10 protein-coding genes and 1 tRNA gene are annotated in these 13,821 nt (G+C 67.5%); 6 read left to right on the forward strand and 5 right to left on the reverse strand.

Annotated features, from left to right (window positions below):
- The first annotated feature begins 167 nt into the window (after positions 1-167).
- Positions 168-239, forward strand: a tRNA-Cys gene (locus AB0D12_RS25795).
- A 146-nt stretch (positions 240-385) separates the two neighbouring features.
- Here AB0D12_RS25795 and AB0D12_RS25800 read toward each other — a convergent pair.
- The 5 genes from AB0D12_RS25800 to AB0D12_RS25820 form a co-directional block, all read right to left on the reverse strand.
- Complete coding sequence (locus AB0D12_RS25800; RefSeq protein ID WP_362687309.1) at positions 386-856, reverse strand: VOC family protein; 471 nt, start codon at positions 854-856, stop codon at positions 386-388.
- Positions 857-1,376: 520 nt separating this feature from the next.
- Positions 1,377-1,949, reverse strand: coding sequence for a hypothetical protein (locus AB0D12_RS25805; RefSeq protein WP_362687312.1), 573 nt, complete (start codon positions 1,947-1,949; stop codon positions 1,377-1,379).
- Complete coding sequence (locus tag AB0D12_RS25810) at positions 1,949-2,551, reverse strand: hypothetical protein (protein ID WP_362687315.1); 603 nt, start codon at positions 2,549-2,551, stop codon at positions 1,949-1,951. The genes AB0D12_RS25805 and AB0D12_RS25810 overlap by 1 nt, the downstream gene beginning before the upstream one ends.
- Before the next feature lie 54 nt (positions 2,552-2,605).
- The gene (locus AB0D12_RS25815; RefSeq protein WP_362687318.1) at positions 2,606-4,888 is read right to left on the reverse strand and encodes a DUF6571 family protein; all 2,283 of its coding nucleotides are present in this window, start codon (positions 4,886-4,888) and stop codon (positions 2,606-2,608) included.
- A gap of 21 nt (positions 4,889-4,909) precedes the next feature.
- The gene (locus tag AB0D12_RS25820) at positions 4,910-5,239 is read right to left on the reverse strand and encodes a hypothetical protein (protein ID WP_362687321.1); all 330 of its coding nucleotides are present in this window, start codon (positions 5,237-5,239) and stop codon (positions 4,910-4,912) included.
- Positions 5,240-5,910: 671 nt separating this feature from the next.
- Here AB0D12_RS25820 and AB0D12_RS25825 point away from each other — a divergent pair.
- From AB0D12_RS25825 to AB0D12_RS25845, 5 genes are all read left to right on the forward strand, one after another.
- Complete coding sequence (locus AB0D12_RS25825) at positions 5,911-6,075, forward strand: hypothetical protein (protein ID WP_362687324.1); 165 nt, start codon at positions 5,911-5,913, stop codon at positions 6,073-6,075.
- Positions 6,076-6,079: 4 nt separating this feature from the next.
- On the forward strand, positions 6,080-8,266 hold the full coding sequence (locus tag AB0D12_RS25830) for a PQQ-binding-like beta-propeller repeat protein (RefSeq protein WP_362687327.1): 2,187 nt from the start codon (positions 6,080-6,082) through the stop codon (positions 8,264-8,266).
- 12 nt (positions 8,267-8,278) lie between these two features.
- The gene (locus tag AB0D12_RS25835; RefSeq protein WP_362687330.1) at positions 8,279-10,366 is read left to right on the forward strand and encodes a serine/threonine-protein kinase; all 2,088 of its coding nucleotides are present in this window, start codon (positions 8,279-8,281) and stop codon (positions 10,364-10,366) included.
- Positions 10,367-10,507: 141 nt separating this feature from the next.
- On the forward strand, positions 10,508-11,428 hold the full coding sequence (locus AB0D12_RS25840) for a serine/threonine protein kinase (protein ID WP_362687333.1): 921 nt from the start codon (positions 10,508-10,510) through the stop codon (positions 11,426-11,428).
- 3 nt (positions 11,429-11,431) lie between these two features.
- The gene (locus AB0D12_RS25845; protein WP_362687336.1) at positions 11,432-13,669 is read left to right on the forward strand and encodes a protein kinase; all 2,238 of its coding nucleotides are present in this window, start codon (positions 11,432-11,434) and stop codon (positions 13,667-13,669) included.
- Positions 13,670-13,821: the final 152 nt, after the last annotated feature.

Consider the following 13,821-nt stretch of genomic DNA (forward strand, 5'->3'; position numbering starts at 1 on the left):
CCTCAGAGTAAGGGGCGTGGAGCGGGATGGGCCCTGTCGCTGGACGGGACTCCGCTCATCCCTTGGTCGTACGACCATGAACGCCGTATGGCAGTCGCGTTGCAGCCCGCGCGGGGCCCTTGAGCCGTGCCACCGCCCCGCCTACGGTCGAGGCATTGGAGTCACACGGCCGTGTGCCCGAGTGGTTGAGGGACTCGCCTGCAAAGCGAGTTACGCCGGTTCGATTCCGGTCACGGCCTCCGAGGACACGGACGCCGGGCGCCCCGCTGCGGGGGGGCCGGGGTTGCCCCGGGTAAGCGAGGACGACGGCCGAACTCAGCTCTTCGAACAAGCGGGGACCGTATCCGGGACGGTACGGAAGGTCGGACACGGCCCCTCGAGCCCGTCACTGCCCGTACGCGTCCTTCAGCCCCTGGACGTCGATCTTCTGCATCCCGAGCATGGCCTTCATGACCTGCTGGGACTTGACCGGATCAGGGTCGCTCAGCAGCTCGGTCAGCGCCTTCGGAATGATCTGCCACGACAGTCCGAACTTGTCCTTGAGCCAGCCGCACGGCCCTTCCTCCCCACCGGCGCTGAGCTTCGCCCACAGCTCGTCCACCTCTTCCTGCGACGCGCAGTCCACGTAGAGCGAGATGGCTTCGTTGAAGGTGAACTGCGGGCCGCCGTTGAGCGCGATGAACTTCTGTCCCGCGAGCTCGAAGGTGACGATCATGGCTGTTCCCGGCTCGCCCGGTCCGGCTTCTCCGTACCGCTGTACGTCGGTCACGCGGGAGTCGTCGAAGATCGACGTGTAGTGCTGCGCGGCTTCCTCAGCCTGGTTGTCGAACCACAGGAAGGTCGTGATCTTCTGCATGAGGGCTCTCCTTTGCCGGTCGGGGCGACTGCCTCACCGATGTAGACCGCCAGGGCCGGCGAAACTCATCGCTCGGACCGGACCGGACCGAACCGGACCCGGCTGGACCGGACCGGACCGGCGCCGCGGCCGCAGGCGCGGGCTCGGTCGTGCGCGTCCTGCTACAGCGCGACGCGTGATGCGGCTGCTCCAGGAGACGGCCGCCGGAAAGGTGAGGCTCGCGGTGCACGACTCCCGTACGGGAAAGCCACAACTGGCTCATGTGCCTGAACCCCAAGACGGGCAAGTACCTCAGGAGAATGGGCAGCGGCGGCCGACCGGGCCTGTGTACTGGAAGCCAATACTGGCGGAGGCCACGGCCTCTGAGTACGAGGACCTGGACCGCCCCTACGGCCGGAGGTCCGGGGGCTGCCCCGGGAATACGCTGCAAGCCGGGTCGCCCCCGACACGGCTTGCCGAACAAATGGAAGCGGCCGCCCCTACGGCGCAGGGGCGGCCGCTTCCGTACCCAGCAACGACGTCAACACGAGCCCTCGTCGGCGGTGGCCGTCAGGTCGTACTCGGACACGACGGTGCTCGACCCGCCCGCCCCCGGAACAGCGAACCCGCCCTCCTCCGACTCGGCCTGCGTGACGTGCAGGCAGAAGACGAAGTCCTCACCGCGCGCGGTGATCTCGTAGTCGTCGCTCTCACCGACGGCCTCGACCTCGATCTCGTAGGACGGACCCTTGCCCTCAGCCGCGTCACCGACCTTCGACTCGATCAGCGAGGCATAGCCACCGGCCGACGAGTCGACGTGCGACTCGTCTCCCAACGAGACGGCCGCGCTCTGGACAGCCTCTTTGAACTCGCTTTTGCTCCAGGAGGTTTCATCGGCGAAGTTCATGGCCGAGCATCCCTGAAACAGCATGATCCCGGCGGCGGCGAAGACGACGACGCGCCCGATGGCGTACGCGGTGTCGGAGGGCTCATTGGCCTCCGGATTGCGGTAACGCCAGGAGGACAGCTTCCAGTAGAGCTTGCGCTGGTCGGCAAGCCCGAGGGCAATGAAGAGGGCCGCTGCGACGAAGAAGAAGATGACGACGCCGGTCATTACTTCAGGCCCTTCTGTCGTTCCGGCGGATCCGGGAACGTCAGCTGGTTCTCACACTTCAAGCCCTCCGCCACCTTCCGGGCCGAGGCGATGAGCAACTTGGCGCTTGCGTTGCTGCTCAGGCCGACGCGGTCGGTGATGACGCCGCGAAGGATCGCTCCCTTCTTCCCCGACTCGGCCAGGTCGGTCCGCCGGCAGTCGACGAGAAGCTCCGAACTCCCTTCCTTCGCCACGAACACGGCGGACTCTCCTGGTTTGGCGTCCTTCGGCGGGAGGGGCCCCGGCCACCATCCGAAAGTGATGTCGATCTCCGCGGACCCGCCCGATTCGCCATCGACAAAGCAGGTGGATTTGGAGGGCCTGGACCAATCCATTTCCTCGCCGAGGAATCGCCCCGCGTCAGCCGCCCCGTCGACGGCACCTTCGACCTGGGCGCCTCGCTCGAGGCTCTTGCCCTTCGGCCTTGCCAGCACTTCGGCGACGGTCTCCTTGTCGAAGATCCCCCCGCAGGCACGACTCAACGCCGTAAGGGCGGCCGAGTGCTTGGGCTTCTTCTCCGGTTCCTCGTCGCTCCCGCTGCACGCCGTGCTCGCGAACAGCACACACGCAAGCAGAGCGACTGCGGGAGACCGACGGGAAAACACCTGCTCCATCATTCAGTCCGCATCAGTCTGGTCGGTCTCGTTGTCACCGAAGTTGTAGCTGCCTTCCAAGTTGTGCTTCATATCCGTGTGCCACCTGGTCCCTTCGAGTTCAGGGTGGACCGCGATGTAGGCCTCGAGCGGATCGACCGCACGGGACCTGCCCAGCGAGACAAACTCCCTCTTGGAGATTTCTTCCTTGCGGTCGTAATCGGCTTCCTGCTCCGCCAGTTCGCGATCGATCCTGATCCCCTGATCGGTCTCCAGGGCTCCACCCACACCTTCGATGACGGCGGGCACGGCGAAGGCGACTGCTGCCGCTGTCGTGGGCCCGCCGAACGGCAGCGTGGCCAGGCCGACTCCCAGACCGACTCCCTGACTGACCCCGAACTTCTTCCACTCCGCGGCTTCGGCCATCTTGCGGTTGGCTGCGTCCGTGGCTTCGCCGTACGTGTGATTGATCTCGCTGACCCGAGCCTGGTCAAGGATTCCGTGTGTCTTGGAACCCGTTTCCAGAATGGTGTTGAGCGCTGCGTCGGGCTGGCGGTGTGCCACCAGCGCACTGGAGGTGTACTCATGCTGGGCGGCAGAGAGAATCTCGTAACTTCCCTCGTGCTTGCCCACCGAGGCAAGGAAGTCGGAAGCCGTCTGATGCTTGAGATTGATGTGGCCGGGGCCCTTGTGATTGAAGGCTTCGTCGCGAAGATCCTGACCGTCCTTGGTGTCGCCGAAGTTCGCGACGGACCAGTCAAGGTCGTCGATGTAGCCGGCGCCCATCTTGGCCAGGCTGTTTCCGATACCTGGCTTGTCGGCCACATATCCCTGGTCGTTGGCGACCGTCTGGACGACCTGCGACATGATGTTGGCCGTCGTGTCGTCGCGGCGCAGTCCCAGGTCAGGCTGGTCGTACGGCACACCGAGCGTCGCGGCTTCCAGCGCGTGGCCCAGCTCGTCGTACCCGTAACCCCGCTTGTCCTCCGCAAAAGGATTCCCGTCGGGCCACTTGCGATCGGACATGAGGTACTTCAGCTCCGGGTCGACCTTGGAATCGGCCTCCCAGTCCTTCGAGTAGAACATCTCCTTCGCCGCGTCCGGGTTGTGCCCCAGCGCCTCCATGTAACCGGCCATGGGATCCAAGCCGTGGTCGGACCCGGCCCCGAAGCTCAGGAACGGGTCGATAGAGCCGTCCGGACGGTACAGCCGCTTCAGCTCCGTCTTGCTGTGATCCTTCTCGAAGTCGATGAGACCCTTGCCGTAGTCCTTGAGGAAGTCCTTGTCGTACTCGCCGTTCCGCATGAGGCTGCTCATCACCTGGAAGCCGTACGGCCCCTTGTGACTGGTGCCGGCATTCATGTCCAGGAACTCGACCTGCTTGCTCCCGAGGCCGACCATGTCCTTCTTCCAGCGCTCCATGGCGTCGCTGTCGGAATGGGAGGCGAGCGCGAGGGTGTAGCCGAGCGACTTTTGAATGCTTTCCGACGCCTTTGACTGATCTCCACCGGTCTGCGTCCGGTCCGCGATTCGCGTCCAGAGCTCGAGAGTCCCCTTGGGCCCCATGTTCGTGGCGAACTTCTCGGCGAAGTACGGGTCGCCTTCGTGCTTCGCGATAAGAGCGTTGATCCGCTGGAGGGTCTTGGGATCCAAGTTGTCCGAGAGGCCGGCGAGCCTCAGATCGCTCTTGTCCCCCGTGAGTTCCTCGAGTTCCTTGAGGTCCTTGTCGGCCTGCTCGCGGCCCTTCTGTGCGTCCTTGATGCTGTTGTACGTGTCGGAGTCAAAACCGCGCTGGCGGCCGTTGTGGTCCTGACTGAGGGCCCAGTGCAGTGTGTCGTCCGCTTCCTGAGCAGCCGTCACCTGATTCCGAATACTGGTCCGGTAGGCCTGGATCGACTCCTGGTACGCCTTGTTGAGCTGCGCTTGGTTCTCGGTGCCCTCTGGGGGATCGAACCAGACCTCGCCGTCGGGCTTGATCGAGAGATACTTGTCCTTCTCGATGTCGGCCGTCAGGGTCTTCAACTTCTTCTGCGCTTCCGTGAAGATCTCATGGGCATCGGAGAGCAGCTTGTGGACGTCCGCTGCCTCGTCGCCGGCAGCCACCATCTGCCTGTCCACCATGGAGAGCTTTTCGTAGGCCGCGGTGGCTGCCTCGCCCTTCCAGTCGGACCCAGAGATGTCCTTGACCACTGTGTTCCAGTAGAGGGTGTTGGCCTTCTGGAACTTTTCAGGAAGCTTGCCCCATTGGGTCACCGCCTCCGACAGCTCCGTGAAGTCGGCATGGAGGAGTGTCTTGTAGTCGAGCATGTCCGTGATCTCCTCAGCCTCTTACTTCAGGTCCGGCTTGTCGTCGGCGCCACCGTTCTTTCCCTTACGGGAGTTCTTGTAGCGGTCTGCTTCGTCCTTGTCGCGTACCTCGAAATCAGCTGCGGAGGCCCGAAGAGCACCCGCCACATCGTTCTTGAGCAAGCCCTCGACGTAGGACACCTGCTTCTTCCACCGAGTGAGGAAGGGGGCGAAGGCAGGACCCGACTTGAAGCCTCTGAGGCTCGCTCCCACCTGGCCGGTCTCCGTCATCGCCTTGTTGTCGGCATCGACAAAGTCACCGCGGGCCGTGTCTGCTTTGTCCGCGCGGCCCATCAGGACGCTGTACGTCACGTGAAGCCTCTGCCCCCCTCCGCGCCCACCGTCACCCGGGTCAAGTTGGTTGAGCTGCATTCGGGTTGTGGCCTCGCTCTTGTGCTGGGCCCATTCCTCTTCGAACGACATGTCTTCCTCAGGACTGCGGTCGGATCATTGCCAAGACTGGTTCGCTGTGACTCACAGGAATTACGGAGACCTGATCGATGAGGGGTGGCGGAACCTGCGGCGGACCGCCGTACGGCGGACCACAGCGGGGGGGCGGGCACTCCGCTCGCAGCCACCGCACCGTTTCGTCGCACGTCCTCCGAGCCGGCCTCGCACCATCGCGTCCTGGGCAGCCCCGAGCAGGCCGGCAGGGGGCCACGACGTGTGTCCCCGACCTACCGTTGCTCGGCAGCAACGTGCCCTCCCCCGTTACCCATTGCTTCAGAGCCACTGTAGCGAGCGTTTATGACAGGGAACAGCCCTGAATTGCGGCTGCAATTAGCTACAAATAGTCACGAGTGGGGGCGGTTACCCGCGCTTGGGGCCAATCGCTTGCCCTGCGCTTTCGCCATGCGAATGACCCAGAGGTCACAGGATGCCGACGAGCAAATGCGTAGCGCAGCCATCCACCTCCCGGCGAATCCGGGCTCGGGCACTCGGTAGGCTCTGCTGATGTTGTCTTGTCGACGGGGGATTCGCACATGGAACGAGCACAGACGGATCGACCGCGCGTGGAGACTCCGCGCCGTATCGGCTCGCACTACCTGATCACCCGCCTCGTTCCGACCGGTCGCCCCTCCCCCGCGGCCGTACGTCTGGCCGGAGACGGCCCGCGCCCGACGGGCTTCGGCGCGGTACGGAACTGACACGATGCCGTCCCCTCTCATCCACGACGACCCCGCCCAGCTCGGTGCATACCGCCTGATCGCCCGCCTGGGCAGCGGCGGCATGGGAACCGTCTATCTGGCCCGTTCCGCCGGCGGCCGTACCGTCGCGCTCAAGACCATGCACGCGGGCATCGCATCGGATCCGGCCTCGCGTACCCGCTTTCGCCTCGAAACCGACGCTGCCCGGATCATCGGCGGGCACCACGGTGCGACCGTCGTCGACGCGGACCCGCTCGGCGAAACCCCCTGGCTGGCAACCGAGTACGTCCTCGGCCCGCCCCTCGACGACGCCGTCTCCATCGCCGGACCACTCCCTGAAGCCTCGGTCCTAGCCCTGGGCGCAGCCCTTGCCGGAGCACTCGCCCAACTGCACTCCTCCGACGTCGTCCACCGAGACCTCAAGCCCTCCAACGTGATGGTCACGGCGTACGGCCCCAAAATCATCGACTTCGGCATCGCCCGCGCAGCAGGCGACGACCGCCTCACCCGCACCGGAGCAGCCGCGGGCACCCCCGCCTTCATGTCCCCGGAACAGGCAACAGGGCAGGAACACACACCGGCGGGCGACGTCTTCGCCCTCGCGGGCGTTCTCACCTACGCGGCAACGGGCCACGGACCCTTCGGCTCGGGCCGGCCCGCCGACCTCCTCTACCGCGTCCGCTACGCCGACCCCGACCTCACCGGCCTACCCGACGCCCTCACCCCGATCCTGACCCGCTGCCTCTCCAAAGACCCCACCCAACGCCCCACCACCAGCGAACTCGCCACCCGACTGCACGACGGTCAAGGACAATTCGCCGACCACCTCCCCGACACCGTCCTCTTCGAGATCGCTCGCCGTGCGTCGATGGTCTGGTACTACCAACCGCACCGCCTTCCGGCCCCGCAGGAGTTCGAGACCCCCGCCCCGAGCGGTATGTCCCGCCGCAAGCTGCTCACGATCGGCGGAGGGTCAGCCCTCGGCGTGGCTGCCGCAGGCATCGGAGCGTGGGCGTGGTCCGACAAGCAGCACGCCGACGACGACGCTTCGATCGACGAACAAGCCGACAACGGGCCGTCGGCCGTGTGGAGCGTCGATGTCGCCGACAAATGGCAGCGCCAGCTCCCCATGCCCGTCGGCAACACGGTCGTCACCCTGTCCGACGTTGGGCTGCTGGGGCTGGACCCGAAGACCGGCAAGCAGCGCTGGTCCTACCCCCTGCTTGACGTGGGGCAGCAGATCGCGTCGGACGGCACAGCGATCTACGGCTTCGTACCCGAGGAGACCGAAGGGGAGGGGCTGACACTCAGCGCGTTCTCGGCAGCCAATGGGACCCTCGAACGTCGCATCGGGCACTTCGCCGAATTCAGCGGCTCGGTGCACGACGTGGAACTGCTCACCGCCGCCGACGGCGTCCTCTATCTGATCGCCTGGACCGGACCCAAGTCCACGGACTTCGCCGACCAGGCCAAGGGCTGGCGTCTGCTCGCCGTCGACATCCGTACCGGGAAGAAGCTCTGGCAGCGGCCCCACGGGATGATCTATCCCGACAACGGCTCGTCGGCGATCAGCGCGAAGGCCGTCGGAAAGTGCCTGGTCACCGCGGGCAACGGGGTGACTCTCCCGGACTTCAGCGTGAGCGGCACCGACATCCGCACCGGAAAGCGGCTCTGGACGACGGAGATGCCCAGAGTGCGGGGCGACAACTCCTTCCTGATTCCCGGCCAACTCGCTGTGGACCAGCAGCACGTCTACATCGGCAGCGGACGGGTCCACGCGGTCCGGCACTCCGACGGCAAGGTCGCCTGGTCGTTCGGTGAGGGGCGCAATCGGGGCGATGTCGAGGAGAACTCACGGCTCTACGGGCCTCCGGCCGTGAAGAACGGCGTCGTGTACGCGGCCGAGGGCAGCCGCGGCCTCGTCGCCCTGAACGCGACCACGGGAAAGCTGTTGTGGCAGGAGGTGGAGGACCTGACGAAGGACGAGGACCCGAGGCTCGACGTGCCACCGGTCGTCGGCAGGAAGTTCGTGTACGCGCCTGTGACCAGCGGCGTCAGCGCCGTGGATCTCCGCACCCACAAGTCCGTCCGGTCGTCGCCGAGTTCCGCGATCCGTTTCGCAGTGCACGAGGGAACCAAGACGCTCATCGGCGCCGACAGCGCCACCGTGACCGCCCTGCCCTTCGAGTGAGAGAGCTTCACCATGATCCCCCTCAGCACCGGCGACCCCTTGCGCCTCGGCCCATACCGACTCATCGGCACACTGGGCGAAGGCGGCATGGGGAAGGTCTACTTCGGGCGGGACAACAGCGGCCGCAAGGCGGCGGTGAAGGTCCTGCGGCCCGAGCTCGCGCATGATCAGCACCTGGCCCAGCGCTTCGTCCGCGAGGCCCGGACCGCGCAGGCCGTGACCAGCGCCGGCGTGGCTCGGGTACTGGGCGCACAGACCGAGGGCGGACGGCCCTGGATCGCCACCGAGTTCCTGGCAGGACCCACGCTGGAGGAGGCGGTCGACGCGTACGGGCCGCTGGGCGAGCCCGGTCTGCGGGTGCTCGCCGCGTCCCTCGCCCGTACGCTCCAGGACATTCATGCCGCGGACCTGGTCCACCGTGACCTCAAACCGTCCAATATCGTGCTGACTTCGCGCGGCCCCCGCGTCATCGACTTCGGCATCGCCCGCCCCGAGCACGGACTCACGCTCACCACCACGGGCCAGATCCCGGTCACCCCCGGCTACGGCGCTCCCGAGCAGGTCCTCGGGCAGCGGGTCGGTCCGCAGGCCGACGTCTTCTCGCTCGGGGCGGTTCTCGCGTACGCGGCCGGTGGGCAACGGGCCTTCAACGGCCCGCATGTGGCTGCGGTGCAGTACGAAGTCGTCCATGGTGAAGCGGACGTGAGCCGGGTGCCGGACCAGCTCCGCCCCCTGATACTCCCCTGCCTCGCCAAGGACCCGGCGCAGCGGCCCGTACCCGCGCAGATCGCCCAGGCGCTCGCGCCTCCCAAGAGCGCTGGCAAGGTCTGGCGGCAGGGGCCCTGGGCGGAGGAGATCGCCCGGCGGGAGACCACGGCAGAGCACCTGGTCTCGTCGTACTCGACAGAGGTTCCCGCTCAGCCGTCCCGGCGCCGCATGCTCACCGCCCTGGCCGTGGGCGGCACGGTCCTCGCGGCCGGTGCGGGTACGACCGCCTGGTGGCTCAAGGGCGGCGGTCGGGACGGTTCGGGGCCGCCGCCGGTCGCCGTTCCGCCGGCCGTCGAGACGCCGTCAGCCGCGGCACTGGCTGCCGGCGACGACTTCGCGCCACTGTGGGGCCCCGTGCGCGGGGCGGGTCCGAAGACCCCGGCTCCCCTTCCCGTACGCGATGTGGTGATCCTCGAGACCGACAAGGGTGGCCTGGCCGCCCATCGCGTGACCGATGGGAAGCAGAAGTGGCGTGCCACCGGGGCGAGTGGCTCGGCCGGCTTCGTGACAGTCGCCGACAGACTCGTCGTGGGAGCGGACGCGGAAGGCGCATTGCAGGCGTTCATCGCATCCACCGGGGAGCAGGCCTGGACGACTTCCGGCATCACCGTCGAGAAGCTGCTGGCGGCGGACGCCGACACGGTCTACGTGATGACCAAGGAGCGGCATCTGAGCGCGGTCGATGCCGCCACGCGGAAGGTGCTGTGGTCGATCCCCACGCCCGTACGCACCTCGTACACCGCCCCACCGGCGGCGGCCGTCGGCGCGGGCCGCCTGGTGCTCTTCGCATCGGACGGCGTGGTGGTCGTCCTGGACACGGCCACCGGCCGCAAGGTGTGGGGCCTGCCCGACCAGGGAACGGCGGCTCTGGCGCCCGCCATCGTGAAGGACAGGGTCTACTTCGGCGGGCGGACTCTGGCCGCTCACGCGCTCGCCGACGGCAAGAAGATCTGGTCGGTGGACCCGCAGACGAAGGTCGATGAGTCAGGCGGCGGCTGGGGTCCTCCGGCAGTGCGCGGGAACGAGCTGTACGCCGTCGACGACGGGCTGTACCGGCGGCGCGCGAGCGACGGAACGAAGGAGTGGAAGTTCTACCTGCGCGGATACGGCGACGACCCCCGGAAGCGGCCTGCTGTGCAGGGCGGCACAGTGTGGATCGTCGAGTCGGGCTACTACGGACTGACGGCAGTCAGCGTGGACACCGGCGACGAGCTCTTCCCGTACACCTTCGGCGGCAAGGACGACGGGGCGGCGTACGAGGTGTCGGGCGACGGCAACCGGCTCTTCGCCGCGCACGGCGGCTCGGTCGTCGCCATGCCGGTACGCGCCTGACCCGGATTGCACGTGCAAGGAGCCCTCAGAGCCGACCAACGGTCCGCGGTCCGTGACCGCCCCCGGAGGGACCACCCTCCGGGCCCGCACCGGCCCTTGAGTAGGCTCCTGTCGTTCATGACCACCACGGGGGCTTAGCAGATGGAACGAGCACAGACGGAACGGCCGCAGGGGCACAGTCCGCGCCAGATCGGGCCGTACTACCTCATCACGCGTCTCGATCCGGCCGGTCCGGGCTTTCCCCCTGCCCCCGAGCGCCGCTTCATCGCGCGCAGCGCGGACGGCGATCGTACGGTACTGGTCAGGACACCGGGGGAAGGCGTGGATCCCGAACGTTTCCTCGTCGAGGCGGACGCCGCTCGCCGGCTGCTCGGCCCCTGGGTCTCCCCCGTCGCCGAACTGTCGCCGGCGTCCGACTCCCCCTGGTACGCGTCCCCGTACCTCCCCTCGCTGCCGCTTCCCGTGGCCCTCGCCGTCCACGGCGGGCCCCTGCCGGAGCGCACGGTGCGGGCCATCGGGGCTGCTCTCGCCGAGACGCTGGCGGGCGCGCACGCGACGGGCGTCACGCACGCCGGCCTGTCACCGGCGGCCGTACTGCTGGCGGGCGACGGCCCGCGTCTGACCTGCTTCGGCGCCGTACGCGCCGCCGCCCCGGACGGCGAACAGCGCTCCGGCCTGCCCGGCCTGGAGCCCGGCAGCCTCGCCCCGGAGCAGGCATCGGGCGGCCGCCCGCGCCCGCCGGGGGACGTCTACGCCCTGGGCGCGGTCCTCGCGTACGCCGCCACCGGCCACACGGTCCCGGACAGTGCCGAACTCCCCGAATCCCTGCGCTCCTTGATCTCCCGCTGCCTCACCCGCGACCCGGCGGCCCGCCCGACCGCGGCCGAGGTCCTGCATGCGCTGCCGCCCGCGTCCACAGCGCCGGCGTCAACGGTTCTTGACTCGAGCACCTCGCTGTTGACGCCCGGCTGGCTGCCGGGCCGTGTGGTGGCGGCAGTGGCCCGCCAGTCCGCCGAAGTACTCGCCGCGGAGCTTCGCGTCCCGCAGACCCACGGTGCCTGACCTGTGCTCTCCCCTCTGACGCATGCCGATCCCGCCGGTTTCGGTGCGTACCGTCTGATCGCGTGCCTCGGCAGCGGCGGCATGGGCACCGTCTACCTGGCACGCTCGGCCGGCGGCCGTACCGTCGCGCTCAAGACCATGCACGCCCGCATCGCCGGCGACCCGGGATTCCGGACCCGCTTCCGGCTGGAGACCGACGCGGCACGCATCATCGGCGGCCATCACGGCGCGACCGTGGTCGACGCCGACCCGCAGGCCGAAACGCCTTGGCTGGCCACCGAATACGTCCTCGGCCCGCCGCTGGACGACGCGGTCGCACTGGCCGGGCCGCTGCCGGAGGCGTCGGTCCGTGCGCTGGGGGCGGCGCTCGCCGGGGCGCTGGCTCAGCTCCACGCGTCGGATGTCGTCCACCGCGACTTGAAGCCGTCGAATGTCATGATCACGGCGTACGGCCCCAAAATCATCGACTTCGGCATCGCGCGGGCGGCGGGCGACGACCGCCTCACGCGTACGGGGGCGGCGGCGGGAACCCCGGCGTTCATGTCTCCTGAGCAGGCGACGGGCCAGGAACACACCTCGGCGGGCGACGTGTTCGCGCTGGCCGGCGTCCTGGTTCACGCCGCTACGGGCCACGGCCCCTTCGGCGCCGGCCAGGCCGCCGACCTCCTCTACCGCGTCCGCTACGCCGACCCCGACCTGACGGGGGTCCCCGAGACTCTGCTCCCGATCCTGACGCGCTGCCTGTCGAAGGACCCGTCGCAGCGCCCCACCACCTGGGAGCTGAGCAGCCACCTCCACGACGGTCAGGGCCAGTTCGCCGACCACCTCCCCGATACCGTCCTCGCCGAAATCGCCCGCCGCGCGACGGAGGTCTGGCAGCACCAGCCGTACCGCCTCCCGGCCCCGGCGGATCACGCCACAGCCGAAACCATCCCCGCCTCCACACCCGCCCCCATGTCCCGCCGCAAAGTGCTGGCGTTGTCAGGCGGCTCGGCACTCGCTGTGACAGCCATAGGCATGGGCGCCTGGTCGTGGTTCGGCCCTGAGGAGCCACGCGGGAAAGGCGCTCCGAATGACTTGGGCATATCCCTTCCGTACCCGAAAAACCCTGATGAGGACCACCTCTGGAAGGTCAAGGTCAGCAGTCCTCCAGGCGATCTTTGGCCCGCTGAGGCGTCAGTCCCTTTCCCCGTCGGTGACCTGCTCGCCCTGATCGTCAGTAGCGGGCTGGCAGCAGTCAATCCCCGGACGGGGCAAACCTCGTGGGCAACTGGCGAACTCGAGCACTATTGGCAGGTCACTTCCGACGGCGAGCACATCTACCGCATCGGCCACGTGAAGCAATCTGATGCCAAGCATGACCCCTCCTCACCGTTCACCATCGAGACGGTCGATCTCACCAATGGCAGGCTCAAGAAGCGCTTTCCACAGCTCAAGGACTTCAACGGCGCGATTCTGGAAAACCAGTTGGTGTGCGCCTCGGAGGGAGTCGTCTACTTTGCCGCAGGCCAAGGCGCCGACAAGAAGGATGGAATTCAGCGCGTTCAGCCCTGGTTCCTGGCCGCCGTGGACACAGGCACGAGCAAAGAGCTGTGGAGACAGCCCCTGCCAGCCCGGCCCGAGGGGTCCAAGCGGCTGCATTTCCTCGCCGGCGGGGTCGTCGGCGACCGGCTTGCACTGCTCCAGGAGACCGCCGAGGGGGCTGTGCACGTCGTCGCACGCAACGCACGGAACGGAAAGGTTCTTTGGGACGAGCCGATGGTCGGCGCCAAGCCGGACCAGGCGCGCGGCCCGCTGGCGATTGACGGCACACACGTCTATTTGGGGCTGGGACCATTGCGTGCCCTGCGGCTGACTGACGGCAGCGAAGCATGGAACTACGTCAAGAAGTCTGGAAAGTTTGGCCGCGAATTCCGCTACTTCGGCCCACCGGCTGTCACAAACGGAGTTGTGTACGCAGTGCAGGAGAAGCTCGGCCTCATCGGCCTCGATGCGAAGAGCGGAGGCATCGAATGGCTGGACAAGGGCGTGGAAGGATCGGACGACCTAACCAGCCCTCCCGTCATAGGCACGGAATACGCCTACGGCAAGCGCAATTCGGGCCTGTACTCCGTCTCGCTCGCCTCCGGTACGACATCTCGCACGTACAAAACGAGCGGCACGCGCTTCGTCGCCCATGAGCGCGCCGGGGTATTGATCGCCTTGGGCGGCCAATTCCTTGGCGCATTCCCGCTCCAGTGACCTCAACAGAAGGCCCTCGCCCCATGTACCCGCTCGGCACCGGTGACCCGCTCCGCCTAGTACTCCAGCCGTAGATCGTGATCTTGCTGGTGTGGGGAGCCGTGGAGACAGGTGGCCACCGATGGTCATCTGGACGAGATTGACCACTCCAC

This window comes from Streptomyces sp. NPDC048479 (assembly GCF_040651435.1).
Taxonomy (GTDB): domain Bacteria; phylum Actinomycetota; class Actinomycetes; order Streptomycetales; family Streptomycetaceae; genus Streptomyces.